At 65.5% G+C, this 20,216-nt stretch carries 13 protein-coding genes and 3 pseudogenes; 9 read left to right on the top strand and 7 right to left on the bottom strand.

All coding sequences use genetic code 11. The annotated features are described in order from the left end of the window. Nucleotides 1-29: 29 nt before the first annotated feature. Nucleotides 30-2,533, bottom strand: a pseudogene (locus tag ACIU1A_RS30805) (heavy metal translocating P-type ATPase). A 187-nt stretch (nt 2,534-2,720) separates the two neighbouring features. Here ACIU1A_RS30805 and ACIU1A_RS30800 point away from each other — a divergent pair. The 5 genes from ACIU1A_RS30800 (at nt 2,721) to ACIU1A_RS30780 (ending at nt 9,859) form a co-directional block, all read left to right on the top strand. Further along, nucleotides 2,721-5,522: a [protein-PII] uridylyltransferase gene (locus tag ACIU1A_RS30800; protein WP_404926051.1), complete on the top strand. Its 2,802-nt coding sequence runs from the start codon at nt 2,721-2,723 to the stop codon at nt 5,520-5,522. A gap of 46 nt (nt 5,523-5,568) precedes the next feature. Next, nucleotides 5,569-7,176, top strand: coding sequence for a murein biosynthesis integral membrane protein MurJ (gene murJ / locus ACIU1A_RS30795; protein ID WP_140497127.1), 1,608 nt, complete (start codon nt 5,569-5,571; stop codon nt 7,174-7,176). 172 nt (nt 7,177-7,348) lie between these two features. Then, nucleotides 7,349-8,416, top strand: coding sequence for a tryptophan--tRNA ligase (trpS, locus tag ACIU1A_RS30790; RefSeq protein ID WP_140497129.1), 1,068 nt, complete (start codon nt 7,349-7,351; stop codon nt 8,414-8,416). Between the two features lie 103 nt (nt 8,417-8,519). Further along, on the top strand, nt 8,520-9,011 hold the full coding sequence (locus ACIU1A_RS30785) for a universal stress protein (protein ID WP_140497131.1): 492 nt from the start codon (nt 8,520-8,522) through the stop codon (nt 9,009-9,011). A 278-nt stretch (nt 9,012-9,289) separates the two neighbouring features. Next, nucleotides 9,290-9,859 (top strand): NifU family protein, encoded by a 570-nt coding sequence (locus ACIU1A_RS30780; RefSeq protein ID WP_140728835.1) that lies wholly within the window; start codon nt 9,290-9,292, stop codon nt 9,857-9,859. A 148-nt stretch (nt 9,860-10,007) separates the two neighbouring features. On the opposite strand, the gene ACIU1A_RS30775 is transcribed toward ACIU1A_RS30780, so the two are convergent. Next, nucleotides 10,008-10,625, bottom strand: a complete 618-nt coding sequence (locus ACIU1A_RS30775; protein ID WP_140497135.1) for a L,D-transpeptidase — start codon at nt 10,623-10,625, stop codon at nt 10,008-10,010. Between the two features lie 222 nt (nt 10,626-10,847). On the opposite strand from ACIU1A_RS30775, the gene cueR reads away from it, so the two are divergent. From cueR to ACIU1A_RS30760, 3 genes are all read left to right on the top strand, one after another. Next, nucleotides 10,848-11,267 carry a Cu(I)-responsive transcriptional regulator gene (gene cueR / locus ACIU1A_RS30770; protein WP_404926050.1) on the top strand — a complete coding sequence of 140 codons (420 nt, stop codon included), beginning with the start codon at nt 10,848-10,850 and terminating at the stop codon, nt 11,265-11,267. A 50-nt stretch (nt 11,268-11,317) separates the two neighbouring features. Beyond that, nucleotides 11,318-11,740, top strand: coding sequence for an OsmC family protein (locus ACIU1A_RS30765; protein ID WP_404926049.1), 423 nt, complete (start codon nt 11,318-11,320; stop codon nt 11,738-11,740). 151 nt (nt 11,741-11,891) lie between these two features. Next, nucleotides 11,892-12,392 (top strand): MmcB family DNA repair protein, encoded by a 501-nt coding sequence (locus tag ACIU1A_RS30760; protein ID WP_140513550.1) that lies wholly within the window; start codon nt 11,892-11,894, stop codon nt 12,390-12,392. A 31-nt stretch (nt 12,393-12,423) separates the two neighbouring features. Here ACIU1A_RS30760 and nhaA read toward each other — a convergent pair whose 3' ends face one another. The 5 genes and pseudogenes from nhaA to ACIU1A_RS30735 form a co-directional block, all read right to left on the bottom strand. Beyond that, nucleotides 12,424-13,620: a Na+/H+ antiporter NhaA gene (gene nhaA, locus ACIU1A_RS30755; protein ID WP_404926048.1), complete on the bottom strand. Its 1,197-nt coding sequence runs from the start codon at nt 13,618-13,620 to the stop codon at nt 12,424-12,426. A gap of 280 nt (nt 13,621-13,900) precedes the next feature. Further along, nucleotides 13,901-14,464, bottom strand: coding sequence for an ActR/PrrA/RegA family redox response regulator transcription factor (locus ACIU1A_RS30750; RefSeq protein WP_140497143.1), 564 nt, complete (start codon nt 14,462-14,464; stop codon nt 13,901-13,903). Between the two features lie 63 nt (nt 14,465-14,527). Continuing rightward, nucleotides 14,528-15,859 carry an ActS/PrrB/RegB family redox-sensitive histidine kinase gene (locus ACIU1A_RS30745; RefSeq protein WP_140559744.1) on the bottom strand — a complete coding sequence of 444 codons (1,332 nt, stop codon included), beginning with the start codon at nt 15,857-15,859 and terminating at the stop codon, nt 14,528-14,530. Nucleotides 15,860-15,931: 72 nt separating this feature from the next. Next, nucleotides 15,932-18,521, bottom strand: a pseudogene (gene hrpB / locus ACIU1A_RS30740) (ATP-dependent helicase HrpB). A 47-nt stretch (nt 18,522-18,568) separates the two neighbouring features. Then, nucleotides 18,569-19,460: pseudogene (locus ACIU1A_RS30735) on the bottom strand (DMT family transporter). Between the two features lie 27 nt (nt 19,461-19,487). On the opposite strand from ACIU1A_RS30735, the gene ACIU1A_RS30730 reads away from it, so the two are divergent. Next, on the top strand, nt 19,488-20,177 hold the full coding sequence (locus tag ACIU1A_RS30730) for a PIG-L deacetylase family protein (RefSeq protein ID WP_404926047.1): 690 nt from the start codon (nt 19,488-19,490) through the stop codon (nt 20,175-20,177). The last annotated feature ends 39 nt before the right edge of the window (nt 20,178-20,216 follow it).

Genomic DNA, 20,216 nt, shown 5'->3' with positions numbered 1-20,216 from the left:
TGATCGGGTTTCGTATTTGGGGGATCGGCTCAAAGTTTCAATGTCCTCAGCCGCAACGCATTGGCGATGACCGAGACCGACGACAAGCTCATCGCCGCCGCCGCCAGCATCGGCGACAACAGCGTGCCGGTCAGCGGATAGAGCACGCCGGCCGCGACCGGCACGCCAAGTACATTGTAGAGGAAGGCGAAGAACAGGTTCTGCCTGATATTGCGGATGGTCGCCTGCGCCAGTGTGCGGGCACGCACGATGCCGTTGAGGTCGCCCTTAACCAAAGTGATGCCGGCGCTTTCGACGGCGACATCGGCGCCGGTGCCCATGGCGATACCGACATCGGCGGCGGCCAAGGCCGGTGCGTCGTTGACGCCGTCGCCGGCCATGGCGACGCCGGCGCCCTTGCCGCGCAATTCCTCGACCAGCGCGCCCTTCTGTTCCGGCAACAGGCCGGCGCGGACTTCGTCGATGCCGAGACTCCTGGCGATCACGTTTGCCGTGCGCTCATTGTCGCCGGTCGCCATGATGATCCTCAAGCCGCTGTCGTGCAGGGCCTTGATCGCCTCGGCGGTGGTCGCCTTGACCGGATCGGCGACGGCGACGATGCCGGCCAATTTCCTGTCCACGACGACGAACATCGCCGTCTTGCCATCGCCTTGCAGCGCTTCGGCCGCGGCCGAAACGGTGGACACGTCGACACCGAGATCACGCATCATCGCGGCGTTGCCGAGCGCTACATTCCTGCCCGAAACGGCACCGGAAACACCCTTGCCGGTGACCGCCTCGAAGCCATTGGCTTCGGCGACCCTACACCGCGGGTCGCGGCGCCTTCGACAATAGCCTCGGCCAGGGGATGCTCCGAGCCCTTCTCCAGGCTCGCGGCGAGGCCCAGCAATTCCTCCTCCGAAAACCCATCGGCCGCCACGACATCCGTCAGTTTCGGCCGGCCTTCGGTCAGTGTCCCCGTCTTGTCGACGATCAGCGTATCGACGGAAGCGAAGCGTTCGAGCGCGGCGGCCTCCTTGATCAGCACGCCGGCGTGGGCGCCACGTCCGGTGGCGGTCATGATCGACATCGGCGTGGCGAGGCCCAGAGCACAGGGACAGGCGATGATCAACACCGAGACCGCCGAGACGATGGCGAAGATCAGGCTGGGCTCGGGGCCGAAGACCGCCCAGGCGACGAACGCGGCGATGGCGACCAGAACGACAGCCGGGACGAAGTAGAAGGAAACGCGGTCGGCCAACCCTTGTATCGGGGCGCGCGAACGCTGCGCCTTGGCGACCAGCTCGACGATGCGCGAGAGCGTGGTCTCGGCGCCGATCCGGTCGGCGCGCATGATCAGCGAGCCGTTCTTGTTGAGCGTGCCGCCAGTGAGGACATCACCTTCGGCCTTCTCGACCGGCAACGGTTCGCCGGTGATCATCGATTCGTCGATGGAAGAGCGGCCTTCAAGTACGGTACCGTCGACCGGCACGGCATCGCCGGGCCGGATGCGCAGGCGCTCGCCGGCCTTGACGCTGTCCAGCGGCACATCGCTCTCGGAACCGTCCTCTCCTATGCGGCGGGCGGTCTTGGGCGCGAGATCAAGCAAGGCGCGGATCGCCGAGCCGGTCTTTTCGCGGGCGCGCAGTTCCAGCACCTGGCCGAGAAAGACCAGCGCGACGATGACGGCTGCGGCCTCGAAATAGACCGGCACCGCCCCGCCATGGCCGCGGAACTGATGCGGAAAAATGTCCGGGAACAGCGTCGCGACGACGCTGTAGAGATAGGCCGCACCGACGCCGAGCGAAATCAGCGTCCACATGTTCGGGCTGCGGTTGCGGATCGAGTCCCAGCCGCGATGAAAGAACGGAAATGCGGCCCAAAGCACGACCGGGCTCGCGAGCGCCAGCTCGATCCAGACCTTTGTCCGGTCATCTATCAGGTTCTCGAGCGACAGACCGATCATCGGCGCCATGGCGACGATGAGAAGGGGCACCGAGAGCACCGCACTGACCCAGAACCGCCTGGTGAAATCGACCAGTTCGGGATTTGGCCCCTCATCGCCTGTCGGCACGCCCATCGGCTCGAGAGCCATGCCGCAGATCGGGCAGGAGCCGGGCTTGTCGCGGATGATCTCGGGATGCATCGGGCAAGTGTATTGCGTGCCCTTCGGCATCGCTTCCGGCGCCGGTCTGTCGCCGAGATAGGTTTGCGGCGCCGCCTCGAATTTCGACTTGCAGCCGGCGGAGCAGAAATAGAAGCCCTGGCCGTCATGGCGCAGAAAATGCTTTGCCGTGGCGCGGTCCACGCTCATGCCGCAGACGGGGTCGGTGGCGGTCAGGTATGTTTCCGGCTTGGCCCGGAATTTCGAACGGCAGCTTTCGCTGCAGAAATGATAGAGACGGCCAGCATGCTGCGATGTCGGCTTGCCGGCGGCTGGATCGACGGTCATGCCGCAGACCGGATCGCGTGTGACGGCGCCCGCATCCACGGCCGCACCTTTTGCCGCGCAGCAACCACCATGCGCGTGATGATCGTGATCTGAATGCGTCATTTCGAATGCCTCTATCAAACTGCTTCGAGCCGGAGGTAGTCCTTCCAGTAACTGGAAGGTCAAGGACTGGCTTGAATTTTATTGTCGCGGGTGTCCCGCGCCATGGAAACGCGTCAACCCGCCCCCATACCCAGCGCCGCGGAAACGCGCTATAGACGCCGCCCAAAAGGCAAGGCCAACCGGTACCATGGCGAAAATCTCCCTGAAGCTCGATGAACTGATCGACGGCGACGCCTTGCGCCGCGAGATGACCGCGCTGACGGCGGCCACGGGCGGGGACGGCTCCGGATCGGCCGCCCGCGCCGGGGTTCTCCAGCTTCTCAAGGGCCGGCTCGCCGCGGGCCGCAAAACAGCCGAGGCCATGCTGAAGCAGGATGGCGGCGGCAATGCCTGCGCCGAGCGGCTGTCACATCTGATGGATGAGCTGATCCGGGCGCTCTACGATTTTGTCGCGACCCATGTCTACCGGGTAAAGAACCGGTCGGTCGCCGAACGCATGGCCGTCGTCGCGGTCGGCGGCTATGGGCGCGGCACGCTGGCGCCGGGATCCGACATCGACCTTCTGTTCCTGCTGCCCTACAAGCAGACGCCGTGGGGCGAACAGACAGTCGAATACATGCTTTACATGCTGTGGGACCTGGGGCTGAAGGTCGGCCACGCGACCCGCAACATCGAGGAATGCCTGCGGCTGTCGCGCACCGACATCACCATCCGCACCTCGATCCTGGAAGCGCGCTTCCTGTGGGGTGAGCAGAAGCTCTACGACGAACTGATGCTGCGCTTCGACCATGAGGTGGTGCGCACCACCGGACCGGAATATGTGCAGGCCAAGCTCGCCGAACGCGACGAGCGCCATGCCAAGGCGGGCGAAAGCCGCTATCTGGTCGAGCCCAACGTCAAGGACGGCAAGGGCGGCCTGCGCGACCTGCAGACGCTGTTCTGGATCGGCAAATATTTCTACCGGGTGCGCACCGGCGAGGAGCTGGTCGAGAAGGGCGTCTTCACGCAGGCCGAGTACCGGGAATTCCAGAAGGCCGAGGATTTCCTGTGGGCCGTGCGCTGCCACATGCATTTCCTCACCGGCAAGGCCGAGGAGCGGCTGCATTTCGACATCCAGCGCGAGATTGCTGAGCGGCTGGGCTACACGACGCATCCCGGCCTGTCGGCGGTCGAGCGCTTCATGAAACACTATTTCCTCGTCGCCAAGGATGTCGGCGACCTGACCCGCATCTTCTGCGCCGCGCTTGAAGAGGAGCAGGCCAAGCATGTGCCGGGCTTCAACCGCATCTTCCTCACCTTCCAGCGCCGCAAGCGCAAGCTTGCCGGCACGTCGGATTTCATCGTCGACAACCACCGCATCAACATCGCCGACGACCAGGTGTTCGAGCGCGATCCGGTCAATCTGCTCAGGCTGTTCTGGTTCGCCGACAAGCACGGGCTGGAGTTTCACCCCGACGCGCTGAAGCTGCTCACCCGCTCGCTCGGCCTGGTCAACAAATCGCTCCGACGCGACGAGGAGGCCAACCGGCTGTTCCTCGACATCCTGACCTCGGACCGCAACGCCGAGCTCAATCTGCGCCGCATGAACGAGGCGGGGCTGCTCGGCCGGCTGATCCCCGATTTCGGCAAGATCGTCGCCATGATGCAGTTCTCGATGTACCACCACTACACGGTCGACGAGCATCTGATCCGCTGCATCGGCGTGCTGGCCGAGATCGAGCGCGGCGACGGCGAGAAGGTGCATCCGCTGTCGCATTCGCTGATGCCGGGACTGAGAAAGAGCCGCGAGGCGCTCTACGTCGCCGTGCTGCTGCACGACATCGCCAAGGGCAGGCCGGAGGACCATTCGGAAGCCGGCGCGCGGATCGCCCGGCGCATCTGCCCGCATATGGGACTTTCGACCGCCGACACCGAAACGGTGGCCTGGCTGGTCGAGAACCATCTGGTCATGTCGATGACGGCGCAGACGCGCGATCTCAACGATCGCAAGACGATCGAGGACTTCGCCTCGATCGTGCAGTCCGTCGAGCGGCTGAAGCTGCTTCTCATCCTCACCGTCTGCGACATCAGGGGCGTCGGACCGGGCGTCTGGAACGGTTGGAAGGGCCAGTTGCTGCGCACGCTGTACTACGAGACCGAGCTGCTGCTCACCGGCGGCTTCTCGGAAGTGTCGCGCGCCCAGCGCACGGCGGCGGCGCGCGAGTGCCTGGCCGAAGCGCTCGCCGGCTGGCCCGACAAGATCCGCAAACGCTATGTCGGCCTGCACTATGAGAATTACCTGCTGACCGTCGACCTGCCGGACCAGCTTCGCCACGCCGAATTCATCCGCGAGACGGATGCGTCCGGCAACAAGCTTGCCACCATGGTCAAGACGCACCAGTTCGAGGCGGTGACCGAGATCACCGTTTTGGCGCAGGACCATCCGCGCCTGCTGTCGGTGATCGCCGGCGCCTGTGCGGCGGCCGGCGGCAACATCGTCGACGCGCAGATCTTCACCACCTCGGATGGCCGCGCACTGGACACGATCCTGATCTCGAGGGAGTTCGATCGCGACGAGGACGAGCGCCGGCGTGCCGAGCGCGTCGGGCGGCTGATCGAGGACGTGCTGTCGGGCAAGAGCTGGCTGCCGGAGATGATCGAGAAGCGCACCAAGCCCAAGCGCGGCGCCAAGGTCTTCCGGATCGCGCCGCGCGCCGAAATCCGCAACACGCTGTCGAACCGATTTTCGGTGATCGAGGTCGAGGGGCTGGACCGGCCGGGCCTGTTGTCGGAGATCACCGGAACGCTGTCCGACCTGTCGCTCGACATCGCGTCGGCCCACATCACCACCTTCGGCGAAAAGGTGATCGATACGTTCTATGTCACCGACCTCACCGGCCAGAAGATCGACAGCCCGTCACGCACCACCACCATCCGCAACCGGCTGACGGCGACGCTCGAGGGCACGGCCTCCGAACGCGGCAGCAGGACCAGGGCCGCCGCCGAGTGAGCGCCACCATCACTTTGTCCCAATCGCGCAGGCAGTCTCCAAACGCATGAGCCTCGTCAAGAAATTCGCTACGGTCGCTTCCGGCACGCTGATGAGCCGCGCGCTCGGTTTCGGCCGCGAGATGCTGATGGCGGCAGCACTGGGCACCGGACCGGTGGCCGACGCCTTCAACGCCGCCTTCCAATTTCCCAACACCTTTCGCCGGCTGTTCGCCGAAGGCGCCTTCAACGCCGCCTTCGTGCCGCTGTTCGCCAAGGAGATCGAGACGCACGGCACCGACGGCGCCAAGCGCTTTTCAGAGGAAGTGTTCGGGGTGCTGTTCACGGCGCTGCTGGCGCTGACCATCGCCATGGAACTGGCGATGCCGCTGATCGTGCGCTACCTGGTGGCGCCGGGTTTCGCCGACACGCCGGGCAAGTTCGAGACGACCGTCACTCTGGCGACGATCATGTTCCCCTATCTCATCTGCATGTCGCTGGCCGCCATGATGGCGGGCATGCTGAATTCGCTACGCCGCTATTTCGCCGCGGCGATCGCGCCTGCCTTTCTCAACATCATCCTGATCAGCGTGCTTGGCTATGCCTGGTATCATGGGCTGGATGCGCATGCCGTCGGCTTCAGCCTGTCCTGGGGCGTTCTGGCGGCGGGCCTCGTGCAACTCGCCATCGTCTGGGTGGCGGTTCGCAACGCCGGCATCTCGATCGGTTTCCGCCGGCCGAAGATGACGCCGAACGTGAAGCGGCTCCTGATCCTGGCGCTGCCGGCGGCGATCACCGGCGGCATCACCCAGATCAACCAGCTGATAGGCACCGCCATCGCGTCGGCGCAGGACAGCGCCGTCTCCTCGCTCGCCTATGCCGACCGCGTCTACCAGCTGCCACTTGGCGTGGTCGGCGTCGCCGTTGCGATCGTGCTGTTGCCGGAACTGTCGCGGGCGCTGAAGTCGGGCAATCTGATCGAGGCGGCCAATCTGCAAAACCGCTCGGTCGAATTCACCTTGTTCATGACCTTGCCGGCTGCGGTGGCGCTCTGGGTCATGTCTGAGCCGATCGTGCGGCTGGTCTATGAGCGCGGCGCGTTCGCCGCCAACCATTCGACGCCTGTCGTGGCGGCGATCCTGGCGATCTTCGGGCTTGGCCTGCCGGCCTTCGTGCTGATCAAGGCGTTCACCCCGGGCTATTTCGCCCGCGAGGACACACGCACGCCGATGATCTTCGCCGCCATCTCGGTGGCGGTGAACGTCGCCACCGCGCTGACGCTGTTTCCGAGGATGGGCGCGCCCGGCATCGCCGTGGCCTCGGCGGTGGCCGGCTGGGTCAACGCGCTGATGCTGCTCGGGGTGCTGATCCGGCGCGGCCATTGGGGCCGCGACGTGCCGCTTCTGAAGCGCATTCCGCGTCTGGTGCTCTCGGCGGGGGTGATGGGCGTCGCCCTCTATTTCGCCGAACACTGGCTGAGCGCCAGCCTCGGCTCCGGCTCGCCGCTGGTCGTCAAGGCGACGACGCTGCTGGGGCTGGTGGCCGGCGGGGCGCTGCTCTACTTCGTCACGGCCTTTGCCAGCGGCGGCGCCGATTTCGGCATGATCCGCCGCAATGTGAAGCGCGGCTCAGGCAAAGCGACACCACCGGCCGTAAACGCCGAGCTGGACGAGTAGGCCGGGCAGCCCGACTGCAATAGCAGTCTTGATCGCAGCGTCATGTTCGTCCATAAGCGCGCCGTCGCAAGACTTTCGCCGCACGCGGTTTCCAGCCGCGTGATTGGCTCCGAAAAGTCTGCAACTTTTCGGAATCACGCTTATACGGCCCTCCACAAGCCACGAGGAAACCATGTCCGCCTTCAAGCCACTCGTCTTCTCCGGCGTCCAGCCGACCGGCAATCTGCATCTTGGCAACTATCTCGGTGCCATCAAGAAATTCGTCGCCCTGCAAGAGACGTCCGACTGCATCTACTGCGTCGTCGACCTGCATTCGCTGACGGCCCAGCTGGTTTATGACGACCTCAAGGACCAGACGCGCTCCATCACCGCGGCATTCCTGGCCTCCGGCATCGATCCGAAGAAGCACATCGTGTTCAACCAGTCGCGGGTGATGCAGCACGCCGAGCTCGCCTGGATTTTCAACTGCGTGGCGCGCATCGGCTGGATGAACAAGATGACGCAGTTCAAGGACAAGGCCGGCAAGGACCGCGAGAACGCCTCGCTCGGCCTGCTTGCCTATCCCTCGCTGATGGCAGCCGACATCCTGCTCTACCGCGCCACCCATGTGCCGGTCGGCGAGGACCAGAAGCAGCATCTGGAACTGACGCGCGACATCGCCCAGAAATTCAACAACGACTTTTCGGACCGCATCGCCGGTCTTGGCGTCGGCGTCGAGATGCAGGTCGGAGAGGAAATTGTGAACGGCTACTTTCCGATCACCGAGCCGGTCATCGGCGGGCCGGCGGCGCGCATCATGAGCCTGCGCGACGGCTCCAAGAAGATGTCGAAGTCGGACCCGTCGGATCTGTCGCGCATCAATCTGACCGACGATGCCGACGCCATCTCCAAGAAGATCCGCAAGGCCAAGACCGATCCGGAAGCCTTGCCGAGCGAAGTGGACGGCCTCGCCACCCGGCCGGAAGCGGAAAACCTGGTCGGCATTTATGCCGGCCTTGCGGACATATCGAAAGAGGCGGTGCTGAAGGAGTTCGGCGGCCAGCAGTTTTCGGTGTTCAAGCCGGCACTGGCCGACCTGGCAGTCGAAAAACTGGCTCCCGTCGCCGCCGAAATGCGCCGCATTTCCGATGACCGCGCCTATGTCGACGCGGTACTGCGGGACGGCGGCGAGCGCGCCGGCGTGCTGGCCGAAGCGACGATGAAGACGGTGCGCGACATCATCGGGCTGCTGCAGGACTGATCCGCATCCTTATGCCCCGCACCATACCGGCCAAAGACCGGCGGCTTGCCGCCGGTCAGCCGCAGTGGCAGATTGCGGCCGAAATGACATCGAGTAAATAGACATGGTCTCCAAACGCCTCAGCCGCGAAGCCGGACATCGCCGGAAGTTCCTGGCGATCATCGACGATACGCCCGAATGCGAGCGCGCCGTCGCCTACGCCTCGAAGCGGGCGCTGAGCACCAGCGGCGTGCTGGTGCTGCTCTATGTCATCGAACCGGACGATTTCCAGCACTGGCTGGGCGTCGAGAAGATCATGCGCGAGGAGGCGACCGCCACCGCACGCACCGCGCTCGACAGCTATGCCAACAAGGTGCGCCAGAAGCTCGGCATCGAACCCGAGATGGTGGTGCGCGAGGGCAAGCCCACCGAAGAGATCCACAAGCTGATCGAGGAAGACCAGGATATCGCCATCCTGGTGCTGGCGGCCGGCGCCGGCAAGGAAGGGCCCGGGCCGCTGGTCGGCGCGGTGGCCGGCAAGGGCGCCGCCTTCCCTATCCCGGTGACCGTGGTGCCGCAAAACCTGTCGGACGAGGAGATCGACAGCCTCGCCTGAAGTGTATCGATATTCGGGTGATGCCGGCCTACAAATGCCGGGTTCCTGCGCTTCCGGTGCTCACGTACTTCAAGTACGCTCCGCTCCGGTTCTCGGAAACCACCATTTTCGACTCGGCCTGACCCGAATCTCGACACACTTCATAGTGCTTGGCAGGAGTCGCAAAAACATTCCGCCAGCCAGCCATTCGGGCGATGCGTTTCGCTTGAATGTCCAGCCGATAGAGCTTATTTAGAATTATTCCAAACTATCTGCCCGAGACGGGCACGGAGACGGCCATGTTCATCCAGACCGAATCGACGCCAAACCCGGCGACGCTGAAATTCCTGCCCGGCAAGGAAGTGCTTTTGGATGGCACCGCCGATTTCCGTGATGCCGATAGTGCGGCGACGGCCTCGCCGCTGGCCGGCCGGCTGTTCGAAATACCGGGCGTCACCGGCGTCTTCTTCGGCTACGACTTCATCACCGTGACCAAGGACGGCCCCGACTGGCAGCATCTGAAGCCGGCGATCCTGGGCGCCATCATGGAGCATTTCATGTCCGGCGCCCCTGTCATGGCCAACGCCGGCCCGGCCGCGGAGACCAGCCAGACCGGCGAGTTCTATGACAAGGCCGACGAGGAACTCGTCATCACCATCAAGGAGCTGCTCGACACGCGGGTGCGCCCGGCAGTGGCCCAGGATGGCGGCGACATCACCTTCCGCGGCTTCGAGAACGGCACTGTGTTCCTGCACATGAAGGGCGCCTGCGCCGGCTGCCCGTCATCGACGGCAACGCTGAAGCACGGCATCCAGAACCTGCTCCGCCACTTCGTTCCCGAGGTCCAGCAGGTCGAACAGGTCGCCTGACCGTTCGCCTTCGCCGAGCGCGGCGACGATTCTCAAATGCAAGCAACAAAAAACCGGGCCGAATTGCCCGGTTTTTTGTTGGGGACGTCCGTTGTTGCCTAGACGGTCCGCGTACGAACGGTTTTGACCATGAACCTCGCGGTCACGGTCAGAGAACGATGACCTTGGCGCCGACCTCGGCGCGATCGTAAAGGTCGATGATGTCCTGGTTCATCAGCCGGATGCAGCCCGACGACATCGCCTTGCCGATCGAGTTCCATTCCGGGCTGCCATGCAGGCGGTAGCCCATGTCACCGCCCTTGTTGAACAGGTACAGCGCGCGCGCGCCGAGCGGGTTCTTCAGGCCCGGCTCCATGCCGCCGGCGAACTTGGCGAGTTCCGGCTGGCGCTTGATCATCTGCGACGGCGGCGTCCAGGTCGGCCATTCGCGCTTGATGGCGACATGGGCGGTGCCATGCCACTCGAAGCCCTCGCGGCCGACGCCGATGCCGTAGCGAATTGCCCGGCCGTCACCCTCGACGAAGTAGAGGAACTTGTTCTGCGTATCGACGATGATGGTGCCCGGCTTTTCCTTGGTGTCGTAGTTCACCTCCTGCCGGTGATACTTCGCGGGCACCTTTTCGATCGGGATGCGCGGCAGCTGGTAGCCGGCGTCGGTCACCGCGCCATAGTCGTTGGAGAATATCTGCCCGCCAATGGTGCTGCAACCGGCGAGTGCGGTCGACAGCGCCAGTGCGGCAATTACTGCAAGCGACTTCATGCGCATGAGGTGATCCGTGCCCCGCCAAACGTCCGCGGCACGAGTCGGCCGCTTCTTGCCATCATTCATGCTGGCATTTGCTTTGCTTGCCAAGTACGCGATGCCTATATGCAAGACCTCACCTGCCGGTAAGCCAGCAACTGCGGCATTTCGGCAACAGGCCTTACCGGATTGTGAAGGAAATTCAATGGCCATGACTCTCGGGCCAGCAAGAATCGAGGAACAGCCATGAATGTCGGCGACGCCGCCCAGCGCTCCGGTCTGCCAGCCAAGACCATCCGTTACTATGAGGAAATCGGCCTGATCGCGCCTGCGCGCGCCGGCAATGGCTATCGCGACTATTCGGGCGACGACGTTCATCGGCTGACCTTCCTGCGCCGCGCGCGCAACCTGGGCTTTTCCATCGACGATTGCCGCCAGCTGATGGCGCTTTACCAGGACCGCAGCCGCGCCAGCCACGACGTGCGCGAGATCGCCACCGCCCATGTCAGGGCGATCGAGGAGAAGGTGCGCGAGCTGCAGTCGATGCGATCGACCCTGCAGAAGCTCGTCCAGGCCTGCCATGGCGACGACCGGCCGGACTGCCCGATCATCGATGACATTGCGGGAACCGCTCCGCTCGGCGATAAAGCCGTCACGGTCGCATAGATCCGTGCTGGTCGAAGGCACCGAAGCCTCTCGACTACGGGGGGATGCCGATGGTCTCGATGACTGTCGAACTGCACAATGTCGAAGGCACCGAAGCCGCCATGGGCTGGGCCGGCGGCCACACGATCGTCGTCGACCGACCCGAGGGCAAGGCCGGCGGCATGGGCCTGGGCTTCAATGGCGGCCAGCTGCTGGCGCTGGCGATTGGCGGCTGCTTCTGCAACGACCTTCGCTATGTCGCCGACGAGATCGGCGTGAAACTCGGCAGGATCGCCGTCTCGGTGAGGCTTGATCTCGACGGCAAGCCCCTGCTGGCGACCGCAGCAAGGATGACGGTTTCCTGCGAGACCTTGGATGGGTCCGATCCCCAAAGGATCATTGACCGTGCCAGCGCGGTTTCGACGGTCAGCAACTCGTTGCGCCAGGGCGTGCCGATTACGATCGAAACGACGGGGCCTTCTCCCGCGCCGTAGGTCGTTCCGCCACGTTCACCCATCACGGAAAGTGAAGGTGGCCATACGGTTCTCCGTGCCTGCTCATGCCATCGAGCACCCATTGATTTGGGTGGCCACCAAATGAGCGGTACGGGTTCAAATCGTGAACAAAATCTGGCATGGTCCCGTCATGCCAATCATCTCACCGATTCCCCTGAACCCGCTCATCGATGGCCGCCAGTCCGAACGCGCCATGCTGGTGCGGCGCGGGGTGCAGCGGCTGCTCCGCGAAATGGGCGCGCATGTGCTGCCCGAACTGTCGCTGGCGACCGGCCGCCGCGCCGACCTCGTGGCGCTAACCCGCCAGGGCGACATCTGGATCATCGAGATCAAGTCCTCGGTCGAGGATTTTCGCGTCGACCGCAAATGGCCCGACTACCGGCTGCACTCGGATCGCTTCTTCTTCGCCACCCATCCCGGCGTGCCGGCGGAGATTTTTCCCGAAGAATGCGGCTTCATCCTCTCCGACGGCTATGGCGCCGAGATTTTGCGCGAGGCGCCCGAGCACCGCATGGCGGCGGCGACGCGCAAGGCACTGATGCTGCGGATCGCGCGGGCCGGCGCCGCGCGGCTGCTGGCGGCGGAACTCGCCGGAGTGGCCGTGCCGGCGCTGGAGGGGGAGAGCGAGTAGGCTGCCTCATAGAACCTGCGCTTGTGGACCCCTACTCCTCGCCCTCATCCGCCCCGCTCGCCGCCGGCGCCATCAGCAGGACGGCCGCGCCGAGCAGTGCTGCGACCAGGGAGCCGGAGAGAATGCCGACCTTGACCGCGTCCTGCAGCGCGACGTCGCTGGCAAAGGCGAGCAGGCCGATGAACAGGCTCATGGTGAAGCCGATGCCGCACAGCAGCGAGATGCCGATCATATGCAGCCAGCCGGCATGGGCCGGCAGGTCGGCGAGACCGAAGCGGATGGCAAGCGCGGAGGAGCCGAACACGCCGACCAGCTTGCCGACGACGAGGCCGGCGGCGACGCCGAGCGTCAGCGGCTCGAACAGCGCGCCGACGCTGAGGCCCGCCAGCGAAACGCCGGCGTTGGCAAAGCCGAAGATGGGGATGACGACGAAGGGCACTATTGCGTGCAGGCCGTGCTCGAGCCGGTGCAGCGGCGAATGGTCGAGATCGTATTCGATGCCGGCGGTGCGTTCGAGCGGAATGGTCAGCGCCAGCGCCACGCCGGCAAGCGTGGCGTGCACGCCCGACTTCAGCACCAGCACCCACAGGATCGCACCGAGCACGAGGTAAGGCACGAGGCTCATCACCCGCATGCGGTTGAGCACGACAAGCGCGGCGATCACCGCGAAGGCGGCGCCCAAATAGGCAAGCGACAGGCCGCTCGTATAGAAGATCGCGATGATGATGACCGCGCCGAGATCGTCGATGATGGCAAGGGCGGTGAGGAAGATCTTCAGCGAGGCCGGCACGCGGCTGCCGAGCAGCGACAGCACGCCGAGGGCGAAGGCGATGTCGGTGGCGGTCGGGATCGCCCAGCCGGACAGCGCGCCCGCATTGTCACGGTTGATGGCGACATAGGCCAGCGCCGGCACCACCATGCCGCCGGCCGCCGCGATGCCGGGCAGCACCCTGCGCGGCCAGGTCGAGAGCTGGCCGTCCAGCATCTCGCGCTTGATCTCAAGGCCGACGAGCAGGAAGAATACCGCCATCAGCCCGTCATTGACCCAATGCGACACGCTGAGCGGGCCGAGATAGGCGTGGAGGACGGCAAAATAGGTTCCGGAGAGCGGTGAGTTGGCGACGATCAAGGCCAATGCCGCCGCTACCATCAGCATGATGCCGCCGGCCGCCTCGCTGTCGAGAAATTCGCGCAAGACGGAACCCGGCCGCTGTTTCAAGTCCCGCATGTCACCCTCCGTTGCCTTTCCAAACGCTGGCGCCGCCCCTCACCTGCCTGCCGGCATCCTCTCCCCGTATAGTGACGGGGAGAGGGACGCTGTCATCGCCGGTTTCGCCAATCGCCAGCGTTGCGGAATGGGCGCCAGCGTTGCGGCCAGCCTCTTTCTCCCCGTCACTATACGGGGAGAAATGCCCGGCAGGGCAATGAGGGGCGGGGCCGAGTTCGACAATTGGATGCTTCCCCGTAAGCAGAAACCGGTCCGAAGGAATGCTCAGCGCATCGCGCTCCTAGCGCGGCGCGCGCTTGGCCAGGATGCGCTGCAGGGTGCGGCGATGCATGTTGAGGCGGCGCGCGGTCTCGGAGACGTTGCGCTCGCACATTTCGTAGACACGCTGGATGTGCTCCCAGCGCACGCGGTCGGCCGACATCGGATTTTCCGGGGGCGCGGCGCGCTCGCCGGCCGTGCGGGTTAGCGCGGCAAAGACGTCGTCGGCGTCGGCCGGCTTCGACAGATAGTCGACGGCGCCGAGCTTCACCGCCGTCACCGCGGTGGCGATGTTGCCGTAGCCGGTCAGGATGATCGCGCGGGAATCCTCGCGCTTCTCACGGATGGCGGCCACGACGTCGAGGCCGTTGCCGTCGCCAAGCCGCATATCGACCACCGCGTAGGCGGGCGGATTGGCGCGTGCCTTGCCGACCGCCTCCTCGACGCTCTCGGCCGTTTCGACCACGAACCCCCTGGTTTCCATGGCGCGGGCCAGACGGGTCAGGAACGGTTTGTCGTCATCGACGATCAGAAGCGAGGTGTCCTCGCCCTCAACCATTGCGCCACTGTTTTCATCGCCTGTCATCGTCTTGAAATTCCTGCTGCCTTAATTTTACGCAGATATAGTTTTGCGTCGCGATTGTCCAATTTACGCGGTGTCAAACATCGTCGCGGGCGCCGATTCCGGGTTCAGGAAAACATTTCTGGGCCATGAAATCCGCACCATGGCGCCCTCGCCCAGTCCGCTCGAATTGCGAAAGTCGAGCGTGGCGCCCGATCGCTCGAGCAATGTCTTGGCGATGAACAGGCCCAGCCCCAGCCCGCCGCCGGCTTCCGTGCCCTGGCGGGTCGACATATAGGGCTCGCCGATGCGGTCGATGATCTCGGGTGGAAAGCCGGGACCGTCATCGATGATCGAGAAGGAGACGGTGGCCTCGTCCCAGCTCCAGCGCACGGTGACGCTCTCGCGGGCGAAATCGACGGCGTTCTCCACCAAATTGCCAAGGCCGTAGATGACGCCGGGATTGCGGCGCCCGACAGGCTCGGGGCCACTGCGCTCGCCGGGCCTGAGCTTGATCGAGATGCCGAAGTCGCGGTGCGGCGCGGTGACCTCCTCGACCAGCGAGGTCAGCGGCAGGCGGGACAAATGCGCCTCTCCCTCGGACGACAGGCTGGTCAGGCGCTTGAGTATCTCGCGGCACCGCTCGCTCTGGGAGCGCAGCAGCGTCACATCCTCCCCGTATTTCGCGTCCTTGCCGAGCGCCTTTTCCATCTCCTTGGCGACAAGCGTGATGGTGGCGAGCGGTGTGCCCAGCTCATGCGCGGCGGCGGCGGCCAGCCCGTCGAGTGCCGACAGATGCTGCTCGCGCTGGAGCACCAGTTCGGTGGCGGCGAGCGCATTGGCCAGGAGGCGGGCTTCCGCGGCCACGCGGAAGGCGTAAATGGCGGTGAAGGCGATCGAAGACAGCACCGCCATCCACATGCCAGCAACATAGATGAAGGGCATCGCCAGCGGCGCGCCTTCATGCCAGGGCAATGGCAAGTGGAAAAAGACCAGCAAGGTCGCCGTCGTCATCACCAGCCCCCCAAGCACCGCGGTCAGGCGCAAGGGCAGCGACGTCGCCGAAATGACCACGGGCACCGTCATCAGCAGCGAGAACGGATTGGTAAGGCCGCCGGTCATGTAGAGCAGGCCGGCAAGCTGGAGGCTGTCGAAGATCAGGATGCCGAAGGCGGCGAACGGCGTGAGCCGGTGCGCGGCCGGGAACCGAAAGGCAAGGAGCAGGTTCATCCAGGCCGAACAGGCGATCAGGGCAAAGCACAGGCTGACCGGCAGTGGGAATTTCAGGCCGTAGGCGACGAAAAGCACCGTCACGCTCTGGCCGACAATGGCAAGCCAGCGCAGCCGGATCAGCGTGTTGAGGCGCAGTCGCTGGCTCTGCTGGAAGTCGGGAGAACGCAATACGTTGATCATGGCCATGAAATACAGCCGCGAAGCGGCGAGCGCTAGGTGGATGACGAAGCGATGGCGTTTGCGCCAATCGCCAAGCAACTACGTCCCGCGCGGCTTGGCGCGGCTGGTGGCGGCGGCGAGCAGCGGATTTTCCGGCCATACGTGTTTGGGGTAGCGGCCGCGCATGTCGGCGCGCACATCGGCCCAGGAGCCGCGCCAGAAACCGGGCAGGTCGCGCGTCGTCTGGATCGGCCGGTGCGCGGGCGACAGCAGTTCGAGCGTCAGCGGCACGGTGCCGCCTGCGATTGCAGGGTGCCGGTCGAGGCCGAACAGTTCCTGGACACGAACCGCCAAAACGGGCCATTCGCCGTCATAGCGGATCGGCACGCGACTGCCGGACGGCACGTCGAAATGGGTCGGCGCAAGCGCGTCGATCCGGCGCTGCAAATCGTGCGGCACAAGCGCCGTCAGCCCGGCCGGGACGACACCCGGATCGATGGCCGAGAAGGATGCGGCACCCGACAGGAACGGCAGCAGCCAGTCGTCGAGGCGATCGATAAGTGCCGTGTCGGACATATCGGGCCACGGCGCCCCAAGGCCGCGATGCAGCCAGGACAGGCGCTGGCGCAGCGTCTCGGCCTCCTTGCTCCAGCTCAGCAGCGAAAGTCCATGTTCGCGCAAGGCGTCAAGCATGGCGCGGTCGGCCTCATTGCCGGTTGGCGGAGGCAGCATGCGCTCGGCCAGCGTGATAGCGCCGAGGCGTACGGTTTCGCGCACGCGCACGGCGCGGCGCTCGCGATCGAAGCTCGTTTGCCTGCGGGTTTCGATCCTTTCCGCCAGTGCTGAACGAATATCGTCCTCGCTGATCGCCGCCGCCGCCGTGATGCGCGCATTCTGCGCCTTGCCCTGCAGGTCGGCGACAACCAGAAACGCCTCGCCGGCAAGCGGATCGGCAGCATCGAGCATGGCACCGGAGCCGTTGGCCAGCACGAAACGCCCGCGCTCGCCGCGCGCCTTGGCGACGCGGTCGGGCCAGGCATGGATGAGGAGAGGACCAGCGCTGCCACCCTCCCCCTTGTGGGGAGGGTCGGCGCGTAGCGCCGGGGTGGGGGTGCGGCGCCAAAGCCCCCGCCCCGCTCCGCTTCGCGGATCGACGTTCCGGGGCGAGCCACGGGTCTCGCCCGTCCTTCGGACCCCCACAAGGGGAGGGTGAAGAGGCCTGCCTCGCCAGGCGTTCGGCGAGTTGCCGCGCGGCGGTGGCGCGCGGCGATCTTTCCTGGCGAAAGCGCATCAGCCGGCGTTCGAGATCGGCGCCGTCACCGCCCAACCCGCGCTCGGTCAGCAGCACCGCGAGCATGGCCGCCTCGCCGGCATGGCCGCCGCGGGCCGCCTCGGCGACCATATGCGCCAGCCGCACCGGCAGAGCGAGCTTGCGCATCGCGGCGCCCGCTTCCGTCAGCCGCCCCGCCTCGTCGATGGCATCAAGCGCGCGCAGCAGCGCCCTTGCCTCGTTGAGCGCCGGGGCCGGCGGCGGATCGAGGAAGGCGAGGCTCGTCGGATCGGCGACGCCGAAGGCGGCGCAGTCAAGCAGCAGGCCGGAAAGGTCGGCCTCGAGGATTTCCGGCGGGGTGAAGGCTGGAAGCGACGCCGTCTGTTCGGCGCGCCACAGTCGGATGGCGACGCCGGCCTGCGTGCGTCCGGCACGGCCGGCGCGCTGGTCGGCGGAGGCCTTGCTGGCGCGCACCGTCTCCAGCCGCGTCAGGCCGCTGGCCGGCTCGTAGCGCGGCAGCCGCGACAGGCCGGAATCGATGACGACCCGCACGCCGTCGATGGTGATGGAGGTCTCGGCGATCGACGTAGCCAGCACCACCTTGCGGCGGCCCGCCGGCGCCGGCCTGATCGCCGCGTCCTGCGCCTTGCCATCGAGCATGCCGTAGAGCGGCACGATATCGGTGTCGGCGCCGACCTTGCCGGCAAGCCGCTCGGCGGTGCGCTCGATCTCGCGCTGGCCGGGCAGGAAGGCAAGCACGCTGCCGCTCTCGTCGGCAAGAGCGGAGCGGATCGCCTTGGCCATGGCATCTTCGATTGCGATGCCGGCCGGCCGTTCGTCGTAGCGGATGTCGACGGGAAAGGCACGGCCTTCGCTTTCGATCACCGGCGCGCCCGACAACAGCTTCGCGACACGGGCGCCGTCCAGCGTCGCCGACATCACCAAGACGCGCAGGTCCGGCCGCAGCGCGCCTTGCACGTCGAGCGCCAAAGCGAGGCCGAAATCGCCGTCGAGCGAGCGCTCGTGGAATTCGTCGAAGATCACGGCCGAGATTCCGGGCAGTTCGGGATCGTCAAGGATCATCCGCGCCAGCACACCTTCTGTGACGACCAGTATTTTTGTCCGGGCCGAAGTGCGGTTCTCCATGCGCATGGCATAGCCGACGGTGGCGCCGGGCTCCTCATCAAGCAATTCGGCCATGCGGCGGGCGGCGGCGCGGGCGGCGAGCCGGCGCGGCTCCAGCAGCACGATCTTGCCCGTGCCCAGCCATGGCGCATCGAGCAGCGCCAGCGGCACCAGCGTCGTCTTGCCGGCGCCGGGCGGCGCCACAAGCACGGCGCCGTTGCCGGAGCCGAGTGCATGGCCCAGCGCCGGCAGCACGGCGGATACCGGAAGCTCCGGCAAGACTTTTGTCGTCATCGCGCCCGCATATCAGCGCTCGTGGTCGCCATGCAACCGGCGCCAGATCAAAGCCGGGTGCGCGAAAACGGGTTCCAGCGCACCGTGCCCAACCGTACTTCCTCGCGCACCATGGTGAGCAGGCCGGACCCACCGACGACCGCGAGGCCGACCAGCGACAGCCAGTCGGGATATTCCCGGAAGAACAGCGCACCGAGGATGACCGCCCAGACCATCTGCGAGTAATGCGTCGGCGCGATCCGGTTGGCGGGCGCGTATTTGACGGCCAGCAGCTGCAGCAATTGTCCGCATGCGGTGAAGGCGCCGGCCATTGTCAGCCATGCAAGCTGCCTTGCGTCGGGAAGCGTGAACGAGGTAGCGGCGATGCCGATGCCGTTGAACAACAGGCCGTAGCCGATCAGCACGCCGAGCATGGTCGTGCGCTTTTCCTGCTTTGCCAGCGAGCGCATCAGAATGACGCTGGCGGCAGCGAGGAAGGCCACGCCAAAGGCGGCGAGGTGCCCAAGATTGAGTTCGCGAAAACCCGGTCGCACCACCAACATGACGCCGGCAAAGCCGGCGACCACCGCAAGCCAGCGCCATGGACCCACCTTTTTCCTTAAGGACGACCGTGGAGAGGATAGTGACGCAGAGCGGCGCCAGAAAGACGAGCGCGTAGACTTCGGCCAGCGGAATGGTGGTGAAGGCATAGACGCTAAGCACGCCCGAGGCGATGCCGGCCCAGGCGCGCGCCTGCACCGCCCAAGGCCGTTTGGTGCGCCAGAAATCACGCCAACGCTCGTCCGCCGGCCGGGTGAAGAAGAGAAAGCAGCCGGCAAACAATATCGAGAAGAAACCGATCTCGAACACCGTGAACTGCCCACCCAGGCTTTTGACAACGGCATCGCTGCCCGAATAGCTTGCATAGGCGATCAGGGCGAGCAGGATTCCGTTCGTCACGTTTTTCCATTTCCGGGGAGAGAAGCGTTGAAAATACTGGCGCTCGGCGCGCATCCTGACGACATCGAGATATTCATGTTCGGTACGATGGCGGCCTATGCGGCGCAAGGCGCAGAATTGACTTTTGCCATAGCCACGGATGGTGCCAGAGGCGGCAAGAGCGATCCCACGGTTCTCGCCCGTGTCCGTCGCGAGGAGGCAACGGCCGCGGCCGCGCTGCTCGGGGCGGCGCCGCGCTTCCTCGACTTTCCCGACGGCGGACTGGTGGCGGATGCCGCGCTGATCGGCGCGCTGAAGACGCTGATTGGCGAGAGCGGACCGGATCTGGTGATTACCCATGCGCCCAACGACTATCACGCCGACCACCGCGCGCTATCGGACGCCGTGCGCATCGCGGCCTCGTTCGCCGTGCCGGTGCTGCATGCCGACACGATGGGCGGTACCGGATTCTCCCCGACCCACTATGTCGACGTCTCGGCCCACGCCGACATCAAGGCCAAGGCGATCCGCCTACACCAGTCGCAGGATCCGGAGCGCTTCGTCGACATCGCCCGCACGCAGAATTTTTTTCGCGCCGGCCAGTGCAACGGCGCGCCGGGATCACAGGCCGAAGCCTTCCGCTTCGAGCCGATGTTTCCGTTTGCAGACATTCGCGACCTGCTGCCGCCGGCGCCGCCGATCCGACCGGTCATCGTGAGCACCAAAAGGGTCGACTGAGCCGGGAGACGGCTGCTCCATCGCGGTGACCGTGCCCGA

This window comes from Mesorhizobium maamorense (assembly GCF_044998965.1).
Taxonomy (GTDB): Bacteria; Pseudomonadota; Alphaproteobacteria; order Rhizobiales; family Rhizobiaceae; genus Mesorhizobium.
This window is presented reverse-complemented; position numbering and strand designations above follow the sequence as displayed.

Coding starts and splice junctions, on each gene's coding strand:
- ACIU1A_RS30765 (WP_404926049.1), top strand. CDS start 11,318: ATGGTCTCGATGACTGTCGAACTGCACAATGTCGAAGGCACCGAAGCC.
- ACIU1A_RS30780 (WP_140728835.1), top strand. CDS start 9,290: ATGTTCATCCAGACCGAATCGACGCCAAACCCGGCGACGCTGAAATTC.
- nhaA (WP_404926048.1), bottom strand. CDS start 13,620: ATGCGGGACTTGAAACAGCGGCCGGGTTCCGTCTTGCGCGAATTTCTC.
- murJ (WP_140497127.1), top strand. CDS start 5,569: ATGAGCCTCGTCAAGAAATTCGCTACGGTCGCTTCCGGCACGCTGATG.
- ACIU1A_RS30745 (WP_140559744.1), bottom strand. CDS start 15,859: ATGGCCATGATCAACGTATTGCGTTCTCCCGACTTCCAGCAGAGCCAG.
- ACIU1A_RS30800 (WP_404926051.1), top strand. CDS start 2,721: ATGGCGAAAATCTCCCTGAAGCTCGATGAACTGATCGACGGCGACGCC.
- ACIU1A_RS30775 (WP_140497135.1), bottom strand. CDS start 10,625: ATGCGCATGAAGTCGCTTGCAGTAATTGCCGCACTGGCGCTGTCGACC.
- ACIU1A_RS30750 (WP_140497143.1), bottom strand. CDS start 14,464: ATGACAGGCGATGAAAACAGTGGCGCAATGGTTGAGGGCGAGGACACC.
- ACIU1A_RS30760 (WP_140513550.1), top strand. CDS start 11,892: ATGCCAATCATCTCACCGATTCCCCTGAACCCGCTCATCGATGGCCGC.
- ACIU1A_RS30785 (WP_140497131.1), top strand. CDS start 8,520: ATGGTCTCCAAACGCCTCAGCCGCGAAGCCGGACATCGCCGGAAGTTC.
- cueR (WP_404926050.1), top strand. CDS start 10,848: ATGAATGTCGGCGACGCCGCCCAGCGCTCCGGTCTGCCAGCCAAGACC.
- trpS (WP_140497129.1), top strand. CDS start 7,349: ATGTCCGCCTTCAAGCCACTCGTCTTCTCCGGCGTCCAGCCGACCGGC.